This is a genomic window from Pseudomonas kribbensis (assembly GCF_003352185.1).
In the GTDB taxonomy this organism is placed as follows: Bacteria; Pseudomonadota; Gammaproteobacteria; order Pseudomonadales; family Pseudomonadaceae; genus Aquipseudomonas; species Aquipseudomonas kribbensis.
This window is the reverse complement of the sequence record NZ_CP029608.1, coordinates 2,708,602-2,729,491: the sequence shown is the minus strand read 5'-3', so window position 1 is coordinate 2,729,491 and position 20,890 is coordinate 2,708,602. Positions and strand designations below refer to the sequence as shown.

The window sequence follows — 20,890 nt, the reverse complement described above, 5'->3', positions numbered from 1 at the left end:
AGGATCTGACGTCGAAAAATCATTGAGTTGTAAAGGTGCCTCGACCGGAAAACCGGCCGAGGCGATACAACCATCAGCCGTAATTAAACGACTGGAGCACGCCAGTCATCGGAACCCGAAGTACCGGATACTTCGTGGGTCCAGGTGATTTTGCGGTAGGTGAACTGCACTTCTTCCAGGTGGGTGAAGTGCGCGTTGCCTGGATCCTGGCAGTTGTGCATTTTGTTGTTGATGGCGACGATGATCGCGTCTTCCAGTTTGGTGGTGTAGTAGTGCTCTTGGGTGCCTTGAGCCGAAGTGCGGTACCACTGGATAACGATTTCGCTCATGCGCTCGCCCGAGGTCAGAGCGGCTTGCAGCAGAGGCGAAGCCTTGTCGTAGACCTTGGTGATCACAACTGGCTTGTGCACGCGCTGACCGGTTGGCTGACCGGATTGCGGGTCACGCGGGATGATCACGTCGTGGGTGAAAGCCTGAACCATGACCTGGTCTTCGTGGCCTTCCTGAAAGGTGTTGCCAACGGAGTCGGCAGTGAAGGCGCCGGCAGTGATCAGGCCTTGTTTTTCGCCGGTAACCGACATGTACGCTGGTGTTGCCATGGGGTGTGCTCCTTGCTCGATAGACAGGACCGGACGGCGTGATTGCCTGTCCAGGCGGCAAAGGAGGAATCAAAAGTCATGCCAGCCATTACATGGCCATTACCCATCAAGGGCTTACGAATCTCGCGTGAGAATTTTCCATTCTTTGCTGTAGGAAACTGCGAAAAAGTGCGCAAGAAGTTGCGCAGTACTGTGCAACTTCTTGCGCACTTGGCTGGAGGCCTTGATTGGCAAGGCCTGCCGGGGTTTTGACCGTGGTTTTATTACGGACAACTGCGCAACTTTTTGCGCAGTTCAACAATTCCGATCAGCTCCACTGAAACAGGGAAACCGTCCATAGATAACGGTCCGATCAATCCCCAAAACGACAAAACCACCTGCGGCTAAACAGATGGTCTTGATCTGGCTGAACACAAACGAATGTCACCGGCCAGCATGCTGCTCGAGCAGCGAGAACGCTTCACCGGTAAACCGATAACTCTTGTCGGGCTGAAACACGATAACGCCCTCCTCGCACAAACGCTTGAGCACTTCCCTCACGCTGACGAACTGAATACCGCTGACAAACGCCTGCAGATACCCATGCACCCCGCGCCCGCCAACGGCGCGTCCTTCCCGTGCAGCCACCAGCAAGGCATCGATCACCTTGATCCGGATCAGGCTGGTGCGCAGCCCGTAATAATGCAGCAGTTCACGGATGTGCTCATTGGTGCTGCGCTCGAAATCGAAGGCCCGCTGACCTTTCGTCAACGGGAACTGCGATTGCTTGCCAGAGGATGTCGATGCCGGGCTGGTTAACATTCGAATGCTCCTTTTTGTGATCAGCCGCTGTGCGTAGCTATATATAGAAGAAGGCGCACTCGACGGTCCCGCCATCAAGTGCGCCCTCTCGATCAGAAGTCGACGGTCGCCGACAATTGCAATGTGCGTGGATAGCCCGGGGAGAAAGCGCCGTAGGACGCCACACCCGACCAGTACTCACGATCAAACACGTTCTGCACCGTGGCGCGGAATGTCGTCGGCCGACCTTCGATCTTGGTGGCGTAACGGGCGCCGGCGTCGATGCGGGTCCAGGATGGCAGCTCCTGGGTGTTGGCCTGATTGACGTATTGGCTGTCGGTGTAGATCGCGCCGCCGGTCAGGGTGAAACCTTCGACCCACGGTGTATCCCACTCGGCCCAGAGGTTGGCCTGCACATCCGGCACGCCCACCGGTTTGTTGCCACGGTTGGCAGCGGTGGCCGAATCCGTCAATTCGCCGTCGAGCAAGGTCACACCGCCCATCAGGCGAGTGCCCGGCGCGACTTCACCGAACATGCTCAACTCGACACCACGGTTGCGTTGTTCGGCCTGCACCGAGAACACGTTGCCGGCGCCGATTTCGCCGCTCGGTTTTTCAATCTGGAACAGCGCCAGGGTAGTCATGAAAGTGCCGTGCTCGTACTTCACACCGATTTCATGTTGCTTGGATTTGTAGGGTGCGAAGGTTTCGCCGGAGTTGGCCGCGGTGCCGGGGGCGATGTCACCTTTGCTCAGGCCTTCGACGTAGTTGTAGTACAGCGAGACGTCTTCCCACGGTTTGACCACCACGCCCGCCAGCGGTGTGGTGGCGCTGTCGTCGTAACGGGAACTGACGGAGCCGGATGCACTGTAGTTACGCGACTCGATGTCCTGACGGCGCACGCCGAGGGTCAGTTGAATCCGGTCATCGAGAAAACCGAGGGTGTCGGTCAGCGCGACGCCGGACAGTTCCGACTCGGAAATGCGCAGCACTTTCGGCGAGTTGATGTACTGCTTGGGCACGTCCACCGGGTGGTAGATGTTCGAGCGGATTTCCGTGCCGTTGTTGATGCCTCGGGACAACTCGTCCTGATAACGGGTCGCCATGAGCGTGGTCGTGTGGGTGACTGGATCGGTGGCGAACAGCGCACGCATCCCCACATCGGCCGTCGAACGATCGACGTTGAATTTGTAGTAGCCGGGAATGTTGCTGGTGTCGCCGGCGTCGTTGAGGATTCGCGGCACCTGGTCGGACATGCGCTTGACGTCGGAGCGACCACCGCCGGCGTGGGCGAAAACGGTCAGGTTGTCATTGAGGTCGTACTCGCCGCCGAGCAATGCCGACTGCTCCTTGGTGTCCGACCAGCCCCAGTCCTGCGGCAGATTGGTGCGACCGTTCGGCGCCGATGGAACCTTCACGCCCGGTGCAATGGTGAACGGTCGCGAGGCCGCGTCGAAGCTCTCTTTCTGGCTGATGTAGTCCAGATTCAGGCGCAGCCGTTCGCCCTTGTAATCGAGGGCGATGGCGCCGATGTCCAGTGCACGCTGCTGATTGTCGATCGCGGTATCGCCGCCCTGGGTGCTGCCGTTGAAACGGATACCAAACTGATTCTCGCTGCCGAAACGCCGGCTGACGTCCAGATGCCCGCCCACTTGCGAGTCGGACGCGTAAGTGCCGGTGAAGCGGGTCAGGTCTTCGTCCAGTGGCCGCTTGGGCACGATGTTGATCACGCCACCGACGCCGCTGTTGGGCGATATCCCGTACATCAGCGCGCCCGGCCCTTTGAGCACTTCGACACGTTCGGCGTATTCCGTGAACACCCGGTAGTTGGGCGCTACGCCATACACACCGTCGTAGGCCAATTCGCCGAGGTTGCCCTCGCCGATCGCAAATCCGCGAATGAAAAACGAGTCGACGATGCCGCCGGTCTGCCCGGTGGAGCGCACCGAAGGATCGCGCTCCAGTGCATCGGCCACGGTCACCGTTTGCAGGTCGGCGAGGGTTTTGGCGGTGTAGCTGGTCACGCTGAACGGCGTGTCCATCACGTCCTTGTTGCCCATCATCCCCAGCCGCGCGCCCCGGGCGACCTGACCTCCGGCGAGCACTTCCGGCAATGCGGTCGCGCCGTTGTAACTGGCGTTGACGTTGGTGGTGTCCAGCGTCAGGCCTTCCGTGGAGACGGTGTCCTGTTGCTCGGGTTGCTTGGGGTCTGCTGCCCAGACAGTGGCGCTTCCTGCGGCCAGAATAGAACTCAGCATGGCGGTGCGAATAGCCAGCGTTAACGCGCGTTCACTGCAAGGTCGACGTGCAACAGACATGACGATGGGGTCCTTCTCGAATGGCTGAAAATGGTAATGACTCCTATTTGCCAGCCAGCAATCGAAAAAGTATCAGCGTCGTCGGAATTTTTTTGGCGATCGGTTTGCGCGGAGGATGGGCGGTAGAAGCACACCCTCCGGCACAGGTCAGTCGTACAGGCATTGCAGCGGAATGGAGATCACCGGCAGCGCGGGATCGAACGCGTGCCGGGTGGTCTTGTACGGGAACAGTTCGCCGCGCTCGATGGTGGTGAAAATCCGCGCTACTTCGAACGCTTGCCCGGTTTGCCAATGCCGTACACAGACACGCGGATCGGCGTAGTCGAGCTGGATGCACGGTACCCGTTTCAACCCCAGTGCCCGCGCTGCGTTGAACCGGTGATTGCCGTCCATCACGATGCCCCGGGAGCGCTCGACGATGATCGGCTCCAGCCAATGCCCGGCCTGGATGATCGCTTCGCGCAGACGCTGCACGTTGAGCGGATCAACCTGTTCGGATTGCCGCACGTCGCACAGTGGACGCAGGGCAATCTGGTAACCATGTCCCATGATTCGTCCCCCGTTTCAGCAGGCATCCGCGTTGGCGACCAGCGCGTACTGGCTGGCCATGTCCCGCAGGCGTTGCGCCTGTTCGATGAGCGGCAGATCGACCATTTCGCCGTCCACCTGCACCGCATAACTGCCCCCGGCCACGGCGTTCAGGACCCGGTCCGCCCACGCCAGTTGGCGGGCGTTGGGCAGATACGCTTTCTGCACCGTGGCGATTTGCGACGGATGGATACACAACTTGGCGCCGAACCCCAGCGACCGGGCATAACGCGAGTCGCGCTCGACCAGCGCCATGTCGCTGATGGCCGGGGTCACACCATCGATCGGCGCCGGCAAACCGGCAATCCGCGACGCCAGCACGATGCGATTGCGGGCGAACAGAAACGCCTCGGGAATCTGGCTGCAGTCGATGTCCAGGGAGAAATCCAGCGAGCCGAATGCCAGCCGCGCCAGGCCGGGAATCGCGGCAATCGCCTCGACCTGATGCAAGCCCTTGGCGGTCTCGATGATGGCGACGATTTGCAGTTCTGGGTTCCACTCCAGCAAGCGCTCAACCACACGGGACAAGCTCTCGGGGCATTCAGCCTTGGGCAGGAAAATTCCTGCGCAGCGCTCGGGGTAGCGCATGTCGCCCAGCCAGGTCATGTCCTGGCGGAACAGCGAACTGCCGACGCTGTTCAGGCGGATGTAACGCTGGCTGGCGGTTTCGGGCGTGCTCTGCTGCCAGGCCCAGATCGATGCCCGGGCCACGGCTTTGCTGTTCGGATGAACGGCATCTTCGAGGTCGAGAATGATCGCGTCCGGCCCGGCCTCGACCGCTTTGGAAAAGCGCTCCGGCCGGTTGCCGGGAACGAACAGGTAGCTGATGGGAAGCGTGGCGTTGGTGCTGTGACGAACAGTCATCGGGACTCTCCTGAGCGTGCTTCAGTCGTGGGTTTTCAAAAAAATTCGAACACCTGTTACAGGGGAAAAACCGGGTTGAATCCGGGTGTCTTGAATCAACCGCCAACACCTTGAATAACAAGGCGTTGACGGTTTTTAAAATCAACACGCGAGCGCTTACTTGAGCGTGCGAACAAGCGGCTTCGCACTCCCCTGTTGTGTGTGTTCATTCAAAAATATTTGAAAACCTTACTTGATAATCGTTCCTGTTCGCAATATTGTTCGAGCCGATGACAGGGTCAGGATTCAAATCAAGTCCTGTGATTTTGTTCACGGAAAGTTCGGCGCAATGATGTCATTTACATGTCAGGTAATGGCACTTCAAAAGAGACAAGGCCATCAGTCATTGGCCTTCTCCTTGCCTGCCTGAACCTTAGGGAGTTGGGTTCTCATGAAACAGTTTTGTGAAAATTTTATGAAAGAACATACCCCGTGTTTATTTGCAGAGTGGATCTGTCATCCGCCACCACCTCTTTAAACACTCGTATCTGACGAGCAGCAAGAACACAAAAATCGATAACGATTAGTTGTCGACCTATACATGGCGATTATCGACGCCAGAGGTTTTCTATGCCTGAATTAATTGCGCCGCCAACTAAAGAAACAACAGAAGCCCAATACCCAAAAGTGCTGAAACCGTTAATTGATCCTGTTATCGACAATCTACTTAAACACTCTCCGGAAAAACTTGTTGAACTCGTTAACCAACACGGATCCCCACTGAATCTGGTATGGCCGCATGCATTTGAGGCCAACGTACAGGCGCTGCAATCGGTGTTGAAACGACACGACGTCGACTACGCGATTTTCTACGGAGCAAAAGCCAACAAGTCGCAATGCCTGCTGACTGCGGCATCGGCTTCGGGCATCGGCACCGACGTGTCGAGCCTGTTTGAGCTGCAGGCGGCACTGCGCGCCGGAACGCCGGCGGAACATTTGTGTGCGACCGGGCCGGCCAAAACGGCAGCATTTCATCAGGTACTGTTGCAAGGCGGATCGCTGATCTGTGTGGATTCTCTGGAAGAGATCGGCCATCTCAAAGCGCTGCTCGACACTTCGCAACCACCGGCCAAAGCCCGGATCCTGCTGCGTTACAGGCCGACAAGTTGCCCGGCGAGCCGCTTCGGAATGGGCGCGAAGGATTTGTTTCAGTGCCTTCAACACCTGGTCGAACAGCGTGAGTCGTTCCACTTCGAAGGCTTCCATTTCCACCTCGGCGGTTACGGTTACGAAACCCGGGTACAGGCTTTCCGTGAAGTCACTGGCTTCATCGATGCGGCAAGGGAAATGGGCCTCGACCCGGTCATGATCGATATCGGTGGAGGCCTGCCGATGCGCTATGTCGACCCGCAGGACTACAACAGTTTTTTGCAGAACGACAACAACCCTGGTCATTATCAGAACCGTCGAGTTCCCGACTCTTTTTATCCTTATGGCAGCAATCTGACAGTTTGCCAGTGGCTGGATTTATTCCTGGAGTCGGATCATTCCCCGGGAAAAACCATTGCCGGTTACTTGAAGAGCCAGAATATAAAACTGGCGCTGGAGCCGGGTCGAAGTCTGGTGGATCAAGCAGCGATAAGCGTCTTTCGCGTGACCCGCACCAAACAAATTGCCGACAACAAAGTTGTGATCTTTGCCGAAGGCAGCAGTTTCAGCGCGTGTGAAACCTGGTTCTCGTCTGAATACCTTGTCGATCCAATCCTAATTACATCGAAAGAATCGCAACCTGTTCCGATGCAAGCCTACATCGCCGGCCATAGTTGCTTGGATGATGATGTAATCACTCATCGCCTGATCAACTTCGACACAACACCACAAACCGGTGATCTATTGATCTACGCCAACACCGCCGGTTATCAGATGGACTTGCTGGAAAACGAATTTCATCGCCACCCGTTGCCGCAGCGACTGATGGTGACATGTTGTACGGATGGTAACTACGCATTCACACCTGACTATTAAGGGAAGACGTCCAGATGATACTGAATAAAGTTTCGGATCTTATTGGCAATACACCAATGTTGGGCATCGATGTTCCGGATACCAACGCCCGGCTTTTGCTCAAGATAGAGAAGAACAACCCCGGCGGCAGTATTAAAGACCGTATGGCGCGAAACATGGTTTTAGCGGCGCTCAAGTCCGGAAAGTTGAAACCCGGTGGCGTGGTCGTTGAATCATCCTCCGGCAATACCGGCATCGGTCTGGCCATGGCGGCCGTGGAGTTCGATCTGCATTTCATTGCCGTGGTCGATCACCATGCGGCGCAGGACAAGATTGCGGTGATGAAGGCACTGGGGGCCGAGATCCGCTTTGTCGCCGGGACCTATCGGGAAGACGAAGTGGCCGTGGTCGAGCGTCAGCGACTGGCTGCCGAACTGGCCTCGCAGATCCCCGGTGCGGTGTTCATGAACCAGTCAGACAACGCGGCCAACGCCGGCGGCTACAGCGACTTCGTCCGTGAAACCATCGCCCAGGCCGGTGGCCACATCGGTGCCTATGTCGGTTGCGTCGGCACCGGCGGCTCGATGACCGGCATCGCACGGGGACTGAAACTGCACAACCCGGACATCGTCACCGTGGCCGTCGAGCCAGCCGGTTCCATCGTCTTCGGTCATCCCGGCTATCCGTATTACCAGTCGGGAACCGGTACTCCCGCCGGCGACACCGTGGGCCTTGTGCTCGACTACAGCTGCATCGATCTGGGCCTGCAAGTCACCGATTCCCAGGCCTTCGAAACCGCCCGCTACATCGCGCGCAATCTGGCCCTGCTGGTCGGAGGCTCGACCGGCGGTGCGATCTACAAGGCGCTGGAGCTGATTCACAAAGGCACGTTGACCGGCAATGTCGTAATGCCGATTGCGGACGGCGGCGAGAAGTACCTGCACACCGTGTTCGACGACAAATGGCTCGAAGAGCGGGACCTGCTGGACCCGGATGTCGCGCCGCAACTGGATCGCTGGCTGGGCAAGACCCGCTGGCTGGAATCCGACGCCACTCCCCTGCAATTGAGCGTCGCCTGACGCGTCTCCCACACAGGAAAGTCTCTGTATGAAACCGCTGAAAGTCGCTATCTGCGGCGCAGGCCGGACCGGGCATCTGAACGCCATCCTGTTCAAGCAACTGCCCAATGTTCAGGTCTCGATGCTCACCAACAATCAGGAAGTGGTCGAGCGGCACCTCGCCAACCTGCCGATGCAGGCGCTGATGCCGGACAGCTCGACCCTGAGCGCACGGCCGGATCAGGTCAGCACCGACGCCAGCGTCGTGGTTGCCGACGCCGACATCGTGATCATCACCGTACCGGCCCACGCTCGACCGCAAACCCTGAAAGCCATCGCGCCGCATTTGAATTCGAGCAAACCGGTGTACGTCGGCGCGATTCCTGGATTCTGCGGCTTCGACTGGCTGGCGGAAGCCACGCTGGGCGAACGTTCGAACGTGGTGATCTGGGGCATGAAGGACGTGCCGCATACCGCGTTCGATCTGAAGCCGGGCGTGTCGGTGAAGATGGGCGGCGGCAAGAGCCAGTTGTATGTCGCTCTGCACGACCGGGAATCAGCGCAATCACGGCAACACCTGGAAGAAATCCTCACGACGCTTTATGGCCCCTGCGTGACGATGCTCGACCACTACCTGGAAATCACCCTGACACCGGGCAATCCGATCATGCACAGCTCGGTGATCTACGGTTTGATCGGCCCTTATGGCCAGTGGCATCGCAAGATCTTCCCGCAGCGCATGTGCTGGTGGACCGAGTGCCCCGAGCTGGGCGCCTATTTTCTGGAGCGCATGGATCAGGAAAGTCAGGAACTGTGCAGCGTGATCAGCCAGCGTATGGGCATCGACCTGTCGTCGGTGAAATCCCTCAAGCAGGAAATCGTCGAAGCCTATGGAGAGCAGATCCGTGATCAGAGCAGCATGCTGTCGATCCTGCGCACCAACCAGGCCTACAACGACATCCTCGCGCCGATGATTCCGGCCGACGACAACCGCGCCGGCTACGTGATCGAACGCGAAAGCCGCGCCTTCAATGAAGACGTTGCCTACGGCCTGGTGCTGCTGGTGGAAATGGCCCGGCGCTTCGAACTGAAAGTCCCCTACATCGAAGAGGTCCTGCAATGGAGCGTTTCCTACATGCAGGGGCTGCGCGACTCGGCGCTCGACTACTTCCCCCGCCATTGGCCGCGCACGGTCTGAGCGAGTTCAACATTTCATTAATTTCTCGACGAGCAGATAGCTGATATGGATGACTTCAAGACACTCATCGCCTACTCCCGCAAGAACGCCCTGCGACGGATGATCCGTTGCCTGTTTGCCGAAAACATTCTGGATCGCTCGGGGCTGCGTTTCTCCGAGGCCGGCAACGAGGCCACATACGCGCTGAAAGATGGCCGCTCCCATGTGTTCTTTTCCAACATCGCCAAGGGTCCGGCCGACACCGTGGTCAATGACGGCGACGTGGTGCTGGTGACCGATGAAGGCGTACGCCAGGTGATTCACACCCATCACGACTTGCTGGATGTACTGCGCGACAGCTTCGATTTCGAGCCCACCGATGAAGGCATCGCCGGGCTCAAGTCGGACATGGAAAACAGCCTGATGAACGACGCCCATGCGCGTCAGCATCGCCAACAGTGGAACGCACGACTGGCCGCCGCCGCCCGGGAACAGGGCCTCGACAGCCTGACCGATTACCTGCGCCAGCACGCCAGCACCAAGGACGCCGCAATCCTCCTCGACCAATGGGGTTCACTGGAAGGTCACCCCTACTATCCGACCTGGAAAGCCCGGCCGGGCCTGAGCGATGAAGAAGTCGAGCAACTGTCGCCGGAGTTCAACGCCCAGGTGCCGCTGCGCATTGCCGCGCTGCGGGCCGACATGGCGAAAAGCGAAAGCATGCCCCACGTCACCGACTACCACAGCTGGTTCGCCAGCAACTTCCCGACTCAATGGGAACAATGGAAGGCCTCGCTGAACGACAAAGGCCTGGACGAATCCGAGTGGTTGCCACTGCCGATTCACTCATGGCATTTGCAGGCTTACGTGCTGAAAAACTTCGCGGCGGAAATCGCGGAAGGCATCCTGATCACCGACGGCCCGGACATCCAGACCCTGCCGACCATGTCCTACCGCACGATGATGCCGGTGCTCAAGGAGAGCGCGCCGCTGATCAAGTTGCCGATTGCCGTGTGGATGACCAGCGAGCTGCGCAGCCTGCAGGCCAAGTCGATCCACATGGGCCCGCGCATCAGCACCGTCATCACGAAGATCCTTGAAGTCGAAAATGGTTTCGAGCAGCGACTGGAAATCTTCCCGGAAGAAATCGGTGTGCGCTACAAGAACGCGATCACGCAGGATGACCACCCTGGCCGGCATCTGTCGGTGGTGTTCCGTGCCAGTCAGCAAGCGTTCGAGCGCTCCGACGAGTGCCTGCCGATCACCGTGGCGTCGCTGTTCACTCGCTTGCCGGGCAGCGGTCGCCCGTTGTTCACCGAGTTGATCGAGCATGACGGCGTTCGGGCCAATACCGCTCAAGTTGAAGACTGGTTCCGCCAGTACGCCAAAGTGGTCACCCACCCGGTGGTGGCGATCTACCTGATGTACGGCATCGGGCTTGAGGCGCACCAGCAGAACACGATGGTACTGTTTTCCCCGGATGGCAAAGCACGTAGTCTGCTGATCCGGGATTTCGGCGACGGCAGGACCTACGCTCCATTGCTGGAAGGACGTGGCTACACCCTGCAACCGCATGTGCAGCCGGGCATTCTGCCAACGGTGTTCGAGGGCGATATCGAACCGGTGCGCATGTTCGTGCTGGACGCAGCGTTCCTCACGCACCTGCATGAAATGGCCCTGTGGCTGACCAAGGAGTACGCGCTGGACAACAACCGGATGTGGGACATTCTGCGTGAAGAGACCGAGCAGGCCTTCGCGGCGGTGCGCGAACGTGTCTCGCCGCAGCTATGGGAAGTCGAGCGCAAGGCCTTCCTCAATGATCCGTGGCCGACCCGTTCGTTGTTGCGCATGCACATGATGCAGTACTCCAACTACCGGATTCAGCACACGCTGACCAACCCGCTCAATGTCGTTCAATAACCGAGGCTGACCCATGACCCATGCAGGTGCCATCGCGGGTTCGCGCGTAAGAGTCCTGATTTATCTTCTGTTCGCGATCCAGCTCATTTCGATGGGTGCGATGGAAATGAGCGGGCCGTTCTGGCCCGTACACCTGCGTGGGCTGACCTCGTCAGACTCGCTCTTCAGCTTCGCCAGCATCGCCGTGTACGTCGGACCGATGCTGGGCATTATTCTGACCAGTGCATTCTGGGGCCGTATCGGCGACCGTTACGGCCACAAGTTGATGATGATCCGCGCCCTCGCCGGCCTGTCATTGACCCAGCTTGGGCTGGCCCTGTGCAGTGACATCTGGGTGATCCTGATCCTGCGCTTCCTGCAAGGCGCCTTCGCCGGCTACATCGCCCCGGCCCAGGCGTATGGCGTGAGCATCGAAGCGCCTTCGCGGCGGGCGCGGCTGTTCGCGATCCTGCAGATTTCCACCAACGTCGGCTCGTTGCTTGGCGCAGTGGTTGGCGGGTTGATCCTCGATTACGCGACGTTCTTCTGGATCAACATGATCGCTGCCGTATTGTGCGCAATCTGCACCGTGGTCGCGGCCGTCACGCTGCCGGACGTGCCGCCGGTGAAGAAGGCCCCGGTCGCGGATACAGCGACGCCAAGCAGTCACAGTGGCAACGTCTGGCAAGGCACGCCCCTGCTGTCGCTGCTGGGTGTCATGGGTATCTTGCTGCTGGCGCGGATGCTGCCGCAGACGTCGTTCTCGCTGTATGTCAGCTCAGTGTTCGAGGTCAGCAATTCGGTGGTCGGGCTGTGTTATGGCTTGTTGGCGCTGGGCTTCATTTTGTCGGCAACGGCGTGGTCGCGTTACTTCGAGCACCGCAGTCAGCAGGACACCCTGCAACGCATCACCTATGTCGTGATCGGCTGCATTGCGCTCACGGCACTTGCTGGCGTCACGCGCAACCCGATCGTGTTCGTCAGCGCTTACTTCATCTGGGGCGTATTGCTGGGCGCCACGACGCCGGTGCTGATGGCGCTGATCTCCAAGACTGCCGACAGTTCGCGCCAGGGCTACGTGCTGGGCATTGCCCAAAGCACAGCGCAATTTGCGTCCATCGCCGGCATCTCGGCCGGCGGGCTGCTCAGCCAGGTCTATGGTTTGCAGTACACCTACCTGTTTGTCTGCCTCGCCTACATCCTCGCGCTGATTCCCATCGTTGCGTTGCGCTATCGGCCCATGGTCATGCAACCGAGCCAGATCCCGCCGGGCGACTGATCAAGGAGTTTGCTTTGAACATTGAACAACTGCGCGCCGACACACCGGGCGTCGAGCAACTGATTCACTTCAACAATGCCGGTGCGGCGCTGATGCCCGACCCGGTGATCGAGGTGATGACCCGTCATCTGCAACTTGAAGCCCGGATCGGTGGATACGAAGCCGCCGGGCAGCAATCCGTTGAAGTGGAAAATGTCTACGAAGACATCGGCCGACTGATCAATGCCCGTCCCGAAGAAATCGCGGTGATCGAAAATGCGACCCGCGCCTGGGACATGGCTTTCTATTCATTGCCGCTGCGGCCCGGCGATGTGGTGCTGACATCGACCACCGAATACGCCGGCAACTACATTCCCTATCTGCAACTCAAGCAGCAGCGCGGGATCGAGATCAGGGTCATTCCCAACGACGAGCAGGGTCAGGTGTCATTGCCGGCGCTGCGGGACATGCTCGGCGATGACCGGGTCGCGCTGGTGTCGCTGCCGGTGATCGCCACCAATGGCGGCCCGGTGCAGCCCATCGAACAGATCGGCGCCCTCGCCCGCGCGGCCGGGGTTCTGTTTCTGCTGGATGCCTGTCAGGGCGTCGGTCAGATGCCGATCGATGTGCAGAAAATCGGCTGCCATATGCTCGCTGCCACCAGTCGCAAATACCTTCGTGGCCCTCGGGGCATGGGGTTTCTCTATGTCGAAAAAACCTTGTGCGAAAACCTTGAGCCGGCGTTTCTCGACCTGCACGCGGCTTCATTGCTGACCCCGGACACCTTCAAAATTCGCGGCGATGCCAGGCGTTTCGAAAATTGGGAATGCAACGTTGCCGCGAAACTGGGCATGGGCGCGGCGGCCCGTTATGCGTTGGCGCAAGGCATCGAGCCCATGTGGCAGCGCATTCAGCGATTGTCGGCACACCTGCGCAATCGCCTGGCCGACGTGCCGGGAGTTACGCCGCAGGACATGGGCGCCATCAAGTCGGGCATCGTCACCTTCACCTGCCAGAACGCCGGCGCGGCACACGTCAAGGATTGGCTGGCCGGCCAGGAAAAACGTATCAACGTCACCACCTCGACCTTCCGCTCGACGATGCTCGACATGCAGCAACGGGACCTGCTGGAAGTCAGCCGCGCATCGCTGCACGCCTACAACACCGAGGCCGAAATCGACGCCATGGTAAACGCGTTGTTGAGAATGCCCCGCAGCTGAAAACGGATGCTGATTCGCGCTTGCGTCGCGGGCTCTTTGTACACTAGCATTGGGAATACTTCTCAATTGCAAAACACTGCAGCCATGAGCGAAACCCTTCCCGCGAACAACGACAACCATCTGCGCGTGATCGAAGCGCTGTACAGCGGCCATCATGGCTGGCTGTACAACACGCTGAAGAAAAAACTGGGTAACGCCATGGATGCGGCGGATCTGGCGCAGGACACCTTTACCCGGATCCTCGCCTCCCAGGTCACGGCCATCGAGCAACCCCGGGCTTACCTGAGCTGCGTGGCCAAGGGCATTCTGATCAACTGGTATCAGCGCAAGGCACTGGAACGCGCCTACCTCGATGCCCTCGCGCATTTGCCGGCGCCGGAAGTGCCCTCCCCCGAGCTGCGCTTCGTGGTGCTGGAAACCCTGCACGAAATCGACGCCATGCTCGACACCCTCCCGCCACTGGTCAAACGCGCGTTCCTGCTGTCGCAGATCGGCGGTTTGAAATACGCCGACATCGCCGAGCAGCTGGACGTCTCGCTGATCACCGTCAAGCGCTACATGAAACAGGCTTTCGTGCAGTGCCTGATGCTGGTGGAATGAATGCTCACGCGTCGCAGTGAACCGCCGCTCGATCCGAAAATCCTCGAAGAAGCCGCCGAGTGGCTGATGCGCCTGAGCGAAAACGACCTCAGCGAAACCGAGCGCGCGGAATGGGAATACTGGAAAGTCAGCAGCCCCGAGCGCAACCGGGCGTGGACTCGCGCGCAGTTGCTGCAAAGCAAGTTCGGCGGCCTGCCACCGGCGCTGGCAATGTCGGCGCTGGATCGCCCGAGCAACCCGGAGCGCCGCGCAGCCCTGGGCAAACTGGCCTTGTTGCTGGCAGCGGTGCCCGCCGGTTGGGGCAGCTGGAAACTGGCGCAATCGCAGCAATGGTCCGCCGATTACCACACCGCCGTGGGCCAGCGCCGCGAGCTGACCCTGGCCGACGGCTCACAAATCACCCTCAACACCGACACGGCCATCGACGTTTTGTTCGACACCCGACAGCGCCTCATCAATCTGCGCGAAGGCGAAATCCTGGTGCAGACCGCACCGGACAACGCCGCGCAACCTCGACCCTTTCTGGTCAGCACCCGTCAGGGCCGGATGCAGGCGCTGGGCACGCGCTTCACCGTTCGTGAATGGCAGCTGCGCACACAACTCGCGGTACTCGAAGGCGCCGTGCAGGTCGAATTGGCTGACAACCCTCAGCGCACACCGATCATCGTCAACGCCGGGCAACGCACCGACTTTTCATCACAGGCCTTTGGCTTGCCCAACCCGACCGACCGCAACGTCGGCGCCTGGACCCAGGGCATGCTGATGGCCGACAAGATGCGCCTGGCGGATTTCGTCGTCGAACTGGCGCGCTATCGCCGGGGTTTCGTGCGTTGTGACCCGGCCATTGCCGACTTGCGCATTTCCGGGGCCTTTCCCATCAGCGATACCCAGCGCTCGCTGAACATGCTGGCGCAGACCTATCCCGTGCACGTTTCAGGGCACTTGAGCGGTTACTGGGTGACGCTCTCACCCGCCTGAGCAAAAAAATCACCGTACAGGTGATACTTTTTTTGATCTCGGCTGGCAATGAAAGGAACAACCATTCCACCTCGTCCATAGGGTCATCCCTTCATGCTCGTTGCACGACCCTTGCTTCCGGATCGTCTGCTAAAGCCCGTTATTCGCAGTGTGTTGCTCAGCGTCGCGCTGGGCCTGGCCGGCGGTGCGTTCGCTTTGGCTGCCGAGCCGGCTCAACTGGACGCGGTCACTATTCGAGCCTACAACATCGCTCCGGGGCCACTTGGCGTGACCCTCTCGAGTTTTGCCGTGGACGCCGGGATTGCCTTGTCGTTTCAGCCATCGATCACTGAAGGCCTCGTCAGCCCGGGATTGTCCGGCAGGTACTCGATTCAGGAAGCGGTGTCCCGGCTACTGGAAGGCAGCGGTCTGGAAATGGTCGCCCGCAGCGACGGCACCTGGACACTGGTGGTACGCCGCGTCACGTTGTCGGACACCACGGTCGAAGGCGTCGACCAGCGCACCGACAGCCTGCCATCGGTGCTCCCGGGCGGTCAGGCCGCTCGGGGCGGACGCCTCGGTATTCTGGGCAACCGTGACACGATGGACGCCCCGTTCAGCGTCAGCAGCTACACCTCGACGCTGATCAAGGACCAGCAGGCGGTCACGGTCGGAGACTTGCTGGAGCGCGACTCTTCGGTGCGCTCAACGGGACAGGCCGGCGGCATTGTCGATTCGTTTTTCATCCGTGGTTTTCCGGTCGGCGAAGGCAACCTCGGTGAACTGGCGTTCGACGGCGTGTACGGCGTGGCCTCCAACTATCGGGTGTTCACCGAATACGCCGAACGCATCGAACTGGTCAAAGGCCCCGCAGCCCTGCTCTACGGCATGTCGCCCAACAGTGGCGTCGGCGGCGTGATCAACGTGGTGCCCAAGCGTTCGCTGGACGAAGACCTGACTCGCTTTACCGCCAATTACGCCTTGAACACACAAGTGGGCAGCCACCTCGACATCAGCCGCCGATTTGGCGAAGAACGCCGGTTCGGCGTGCGAATCAATGGCAGCGTCCAGCAAGGTGAAACGGCCATCGACAAGCAATCGAGAGAAGTCGGCATCGGCGCGATTTCCCTCGACTATCAAGGCGAGCGCCTGCGCACCACCCTGGACCTGATCAACCAGAAAGAATCATTCGACGCCGCTTCCCGACCATTTCTGATCGCCCCCGGTGTGGACATTCCTTCGGCGGCCAACGGACGCACCAGCGTCAGTCAGGAATGGGGCTGGTCGGATACCCGGGACAAATCGGCGTTGCTCGGAGGCGAGTACGACCTCAACGACAACCTGACGCTGTTCGCCCACGCCGGTGGTGGACGGTCGGATGTCGCGCGCATGTCCGATCAGACCCCGACCATCGTCAACGCAGCGGGCGACACCTCGTCGATCCCCGGCTATTACAAATTCGAAGTCCAGCGCTACACCGTCGATGCCGGGGCACGCCTGCGTTTCGACACAGGGCCGATAAGCCACAGCACGGCCCTGCAAGTCACCCGCTATCGCGATGAGCTGGCGCGGGGCATCATTTCCGGCCCGGCGATCCTGTCGAACATCTACCACCCGATCGACCGCCCGAAACCTGCAATCGCCAAACCCGACACCCCCAAAGTCTCGCAAAGCGAACTGTCGGGCGTGGCCCTTGCCGACACCCTGTCGGTACTCGACGAGCGCGTGCAAGTCACGGTCGGATTGCGCCAGCAGAACATCAAGTCGGACAACTACAACGCGGCCGGCTTCGTCACCACCTCCTACGACAAGAGCAGATCCACGCCGCTTTACGGGGTTGTGGTCAAACCCTGGGACCACGTCGCGCTTTACTACAACTACGTCGAAGGCCTGAGCAAGGGCGACATCGCGCCCTCCGCGGCTTCGAACGCCGGCGAGATCTTTTCTCCCTACGTTTCCCGGCAGCAGGAGCTTGGGGTCAAGCTCGACTACGGCAGCTTCATGTCCACCCTGGCGCTGTTCCAGTTACAGAAACCCAGCGGTGAACTGGCCTCGGGCGTGTTTTCGGTCCAGGGCGAGCAACGCAACCGCGGCGTGGAGCTGAACATGGCAGGCGAAGTCACTCCGGGCACTCGCCTACTCGGTGGCGTGACGCTGCTCGACGGAGAGCTGACCCGAACCAGCGTTGCCGCCAATCGCGGCAACAAGCCCGTGGGGGTGCCAGAGGTGCAGGCCAACCTCTGGGCCGAGTGGGACGTCCCGAAACTCGAAGGCCTGACGCTGACCAGCGGCGCCATCTACACCGGCAGCCAGTACGTCGATCAGGCCAACACGCAGAAACTGGATGACTGGACCCGCTTCGACGTCGGTGCGCGCTACGCCACGCGCATCGCCGAACGACCGACCACGTTCCGGGCCACCGTGCAGAACGTGTTCGACCGTGAATACTGGTCGGGCGTTGCCTCCTATGGCGCGTTCTCTCAAGGCGCGCCTCGGACCTTGTTGCTCTCGGCCACTGTCGATTTCTGAAACGTCCGGCCCGGTGCGGCGCCTGGCGTCGTGGTCCGATCCGGCTTTTGCAAAGGCATACACCATGGTTAATGTTTTTCGCCGCCGCCAGACCTTCGCCGCCCTGCTGTTCGCCGGGCTGCTGGGTTTGTCGTTGTCTTCCTTGATGCCGAGCAGCGCGCAGGCTGCCAAACCGGATCCGGCACTGGGCACCGTGACTGATTTGCAGGGCCGCACGGTCAAGGTTCACCTGCCGGTCCGTCGAGTGATCCTGGGTGAAGGTCGCCAGTTGTATCTGGTGGCCGCGCTGGATACGCAGAACCCTATCGAACGCATCGTCGGCTGGCGCAAGGACCTGATCCAGTCCGACCCGGACACCTACAACGCCTACCTGCGCAAATTCCCCGACATCGCAAAAATCCCGACCTTCGGCGGTTTCGAAAGCGGCACCTTCGACATCGAGCAGGCGATCTCGCAGAAACCTGACGTGATCATCCTCAACATCGAAGCGCAGCACGCAACCGAGGATGCGCGCTACATCGAGAAACTCGACGCCCTGGGCATTCCGGTGGTGTACGTCGACTTTCGCAACAACCCCATGCAGAACACCGAGCCGACCATGCGCCTGTTCGGCAAGTTGTTCGGCAAGGAAGAACGAGCCGAAGCCTTCATCGACTTTCGCAACCAGCAGATCCTCCGCGTTACCGACGTGATCGAGAAACACCACCCTGCTCGCCCCAGCGTGTTCATCGAACGCATCGGCGGCTACACCGATGATTGTTGCCTGAGCTTCGGCAACGAGAACTTCGGTCTTTTCGTCGACATGGCCGGCGGCAACAACATCGCCCGTCGGATCATTCCGAGTACGTTCGGGCAACTGAACCCCGAGCAAGTGATTGTCGCCAATCCCGACCATGTCGTGGTCACCAGCGCCGATTGGGAAGCCTTTGCACCGGGCGGCCATTGGGTCGGTGTCGGACCGGGCGCGGACCTGGCCGAAGCCCGGCGCAAACTGGCCTGGTACACCCAGCGCCCGGCCTATGCCGGCATCAAAGCGCAGAACAGTCAGGCGTTTCATGCGATCTGGCATCAGTTCTACAACAGCCCTTACCAGTTCGTGGCCATTCAGCAATTGGCCAAATGGTTCCACCCGGAACTGTTCGCCGATCTTGATCCGGATGCCGCGTTTCGCGACCTGCATGAGCGGTTTCTGCCAGTGCCTTACGAACCGGGCTATTTCGTCAGTCTGCAAAAAACCGAGGCCAAACCATGAGTTCGCTGGGCGAAGCACCGATCGTGCAAAGCGTCACCTACCGGCGACTGGTGCTGCGTAAACGGCTGATTCTGCTCGGGCTGGCCGTGTTGCTGATCTTCAGCGTGTTGCTTGATTTGGCGCTCGGTCCGGCCCGTTACAGCCTCAACGAAGTGCTGGGAGCGTTATTCTCGCCGGACACCGCGTCGGCACAAGTGCGGGTGGTGATGTGGGACATCCGTCTGCCGGTGGCACTGATGGCGGTCGCTGTCGGCGCGGCGCTTTCGCTGGCCGGGGCGCAGATGCAGACCATCCTCAACAACCCGCTCGCCAGCCCTTTCACCCTTGGCATTTCTGCAGCGGCCGGTTTCGGCGCGGCGCTGGGACTGGCCTTCGGCGTGGCGCTGTTTCCGCTGGCGGCGCAATACATGGTTCCGCTCAACGCGTTCATCATGGCGATGCTCTCGGCGCTGCTGATCCACTTCATGAGCATGCGCCGTGGCGTCACCGCTGAAACCATCGTGCTGCTCGGCATCGCCCTGGTGTTTACCTTCAATGCGCTGCTGGCGCTGGTGCAGTTCTTCGCCACCGAACAGGCCGTGGCGGCCGTGGTGTTCTGGACCATGGGCAGCCTGACCAAAGCCACCTGGCCCAAGCTCGGGGTGATCTGCGTGGTGATCCTCATCACCCTGCCGATCTTCGCCAAACGCGCGTGGGCGATGACGGCTCTGCGTCTGGGGGATGACAAGGCCGCGAGCTTCGGCATCAACGTGCGCAGCCTGCGTTTTCAGACGCTGATCATGGTCAGCCTGCTCGCGTCGTTTCCGGTGGCGTTCGTCGGCACCATCGGTTTTATCGGGCTGGTCGGGCCGCACATCGCGCGGATGCTGATCGGTGAGGATCAGCGGTTTTTCCTGCCGGCCTCGTTGCTGACCGGTGCGCTGATCCTGTCCGCCAGTTCAGTGGTCAGCAAGACCCTGATCCCGGGGGCGATATTCCCTATTGGCGTCGTCACGTCGCTGATCGGCGTGCCGTTCTTCATTTCTCTGATTCTCAACGGGAAGAAAAACTCATGGTGAAGCTGCGGCTCGAAAACCTCGGGGCCGGTTACGGCCAGCGCGAGATCATTTCCGGTGTCAGCACCGCGACGTTTACCGGCGGCCAGGTCGTGGCGGTGGTCGGGCCCAATGCGGCGGGCAAATCGACGTTGTTCAAACGCATGGCCGGGCTGATCGACGGGCCGGGCGAAGTGATTCTGGAAGGCTCGAAAAAAGGCACGCAGGGCATCAGTTATATGCCGCAAGGCCTGAACGCCAGCGCCCGACTCACGGTGTACGAATCGGTGCTGCTGGCGCGCAAGCAGCTGACGCCCAACTGGTCGGTCCACGACGATGAATTGCAGCTGGTAGACGAGATTCTCGATGCACTCGGGATCACCGAACTTTCATTCCGTAACCTCGGTGAACTGAGCGGTGGCCAGCAACAGTTGGTCTCAATCGCCCAGACCCTGGTACGCGAACCGGAAATCCTGCTGATGGACGAACCCACCAGCGCACTCGACATGCACCGGCAGGTTCAGGTGCTGAACTTCATGAAAGCCCTCGCGCGCCGCCGCGAGGTGATCGTGTTCATCGCCATCCACGACCTGAACCAGGCGCTGCGTTTTGCCGATCAGGTGCTGGTCATCGCTGGTGGCACGGCCCATGGCAGCGGGCCGAGCCATGAGGTCATCACCGAGCCGATGCTGCGCACGGTCTACAAGGTCGAGGCGCGGATCGAGCAATGCAGTCGCGGGCAGCGCCATATTCTGATCGACGATATTGTTTGAG

At 60.1% G+C, this 20,890-nt stretch carries 17 protein-coding genes; 12 read left to right on the top strand and 5 right to left on the bottom strand.

Annotated elements, in window-relative coordinates:
- Positions 1–83: 83 nt before the first annotated feature.
- The 5 genes from DLD99_RS12420 to DLD99_RS12400 all read right to left on the bottom strand — a co-directional run bounded on the left by DLD99_RS12420 (position 84) and on the right by DLD99_RS12400 (position 5,149).
- Entirely contained in the window at positions 84–599 is a 516-nt protein-coding gene (locus DLD99_RS12420; protein ID WP_008084998.1) for an Hcp family type VI secretion system effector, read from the bottom strand.
- 423 nt (positions 600–1,022) lie between these two features.
- Positions 1,023–1,400, bottom strand: a complete 378-nt coding sequence (locus DLD99_RS12415) for a fe2+ zn2+ uptake regulation protein (RefSeq protein WP_114882424.1) — start codon at positions 1,398–1,400, stop codon at positions 1,023–1,025.
- Positions 1,401–1,492: 92 nt separating this feature from the next.
- Entirely contained in the window at positions 1,493–3,697 is a 2,205-nt protein-coding gene (locus tag DLD99_RS12410; RefSeq protein WP_114882423.1) for a TonB-dependent receptor, read from the bottom strand.
- Between the two features lie 147 nt (positions 3,698–3,844).
- Positions 3,845–4,246, bottom strand: a complete 402-nt coding sequence (locus DLD99_RS12405; protein ID WP_085708451.1) for a ParB N-terminal domain-containing protein — start codon at positions 4,244–4,246, stop codon at positions 3,845–3,847.
- A gap of 15 nt (positions 4,247–4,261) precedes the next feature.
- Positions 4,262–5,149, bottom strand: a complete 888-nt coding sequence (locus DLD99_RS12400) for an HpcH/HpaI aldolase/citrate lyase family protein (protein ID WP_114882422.1) — start codon at positions 5,147–5,149, stop codon at positions 4,262–4,264.
- A 609-nt stretch (positions 5,150–5,758) separates the two neighbouring features.
- Here DLD99_RS12400 and DLD99_RS12395 point away from each other — a divergent pair.
- The 12 genes from DLD99_RS12395 (at position 5,759) to DLD99_RS12340 (ending at position 20,889) form a co-directional block, all read left to right on the top strand.
- Positions 5,759–7,153 carry a Y4yA family PLP-dependent enzyme gene (locus tag DLD99_RS12395; protein WP_114882421.1) on the top strand — a complete coding sequence of 465 codons (1,395 nt, stop codon included), beginning with the start codon at positions 5,759–5,761 and terminating at the stop codon, positions 7,151–7,153.
- A 14-nt stretch (positions 7,154–7,167) separates the two neighbouring features.
- Entirely contained in the window at positions 7,168–8,211 is a 1,044-nt protein-coding gene (locus DLD99_RS12390; protein ID WP_114882420.1) for a PLP-dependent cysteine synthase family protein, read from the top strand.
- A 28-nt stretch (positions 8,212–8,239) separates the two neighbouring features.
- Positions 8,240–9,388: an NAD/NADP-dependent octopine/nopaline dehydrogenase family protein gene (locus tag DLD99_RS12385; RefSeq protein ID WP_114882419.1), complete on the top strand. Its 1,149-nt coding sequence runs from the start codon at positions 8,240–8,242 to the stop codon at positions 9,386–9,388.
- A gap of 45 nt (positions 9,389–9,433) precedes the next feature.
- The gene (locus DLD99_RS12380) at positions 9,434–11,287 is read left to right on the top strand and encodes an IucA/IucC family protein (protein ID WP_114882418.1); all 1,854 of its coding nucleotides are present in this window, start codon (positions 9,434–9,436) and stop codon (positions 11,285–11,287) included.
- A 13-nt stretch (positions 11,288–11,300) separates the two neighbouring features.
- A complete protein-coding gene (locus tag DLD99_RS12375; RefSeq protein ID WP_114882417.1) occupies positions 11,301–12,545 on the top strand; it encodes an MFS transporter in 1,245 nt (414 codons plus the stop codon).
- A 14-nt stretch (positions 12,546–12,559) separates the two neighbouring features.
- The gene (locus DLD99_RS12370) at positions 12,560–13,744 is read left to right on the top strand and encodes an aminotransferase class V-fold PLP-dependent enzyme (RefSeq protein ID WP_114882416.1); all 1,185 of its coding nucleotides are present in this window, start codon (positions 12,560–12,562) and stop codon (positions 13,742–13,744) included.
- 84 nt (positions 13,745–13,828) lie between these two features.
- Positions 13,829–14,344 (top strand): sigma-70 family RNA polymerase sigma factor, encoded by a 516-nt coding sequence (locus DLD99_RS12365; RefSeq protein WP_085708459.1) that lies wholly within the window; start codon positions 13,829–13,831, stop codon positions 14,342–14,344.
- Complete coding sequence (locus DLD99_RS12360; RefSeq protein WP_114882415.1) at positions 14,345–15,322, top strand: FecR domain-containing protein; 978 nt, start codon at positions 14,345–14,347, stop codon at positions 15,320–15,322.
- Between the two features lie 93 nt (positions 15,323–15,415).
- On the top strand, positions 15,416–17,830 hold the full coding sequence (locus tag DLD99_RS12355; protein WP_114882414.1) for a TonB-dependent receptor: 2,415 nt from the start codon (positions 15,416–15,418) through the stop codon (positions 17,828–17,830).
- Positions 17,831–17,894: 64 nt separating this feature from the next.
- Entirely contained in the window at positions 17,895–19,082 is a 1,188-nt protein-coding gene (locus DLD99_RS12350) for an ABC transporter substrate-binding protein (RefSeq protein ID WP_114882413.1), read from the top strand.
- Complete coding sequence (locus DLD99_RS12345; protein ID WP_114882412.1) at positions 19,079–20,140, top strand: FecCD family ABC transporter permease; 1,062 nt, start codon at positions 19,079–19,081, stop codon at positions 20,138–20,140. Before DLD99_RS12350 ends, DLD99_RS12345 begins: the two co-directional genes overlap by 4 nt.
- Positions 20,134–20,889, top strand: a complete 756-nt coding sequence (locus tag DLD99_RS12340) for an ABC transporter ATP-binding protein (protein WP_114882411.1) — start codon at positions 20,134–20,136, stop codon at positions 20,887–20,889. Before DLD99_RS12345 ends, DLD99_RS12340 begins: the two co-directional genes overlap by 7 nt.
- Position 20,890: the final 1 nt, after the last annotated feature.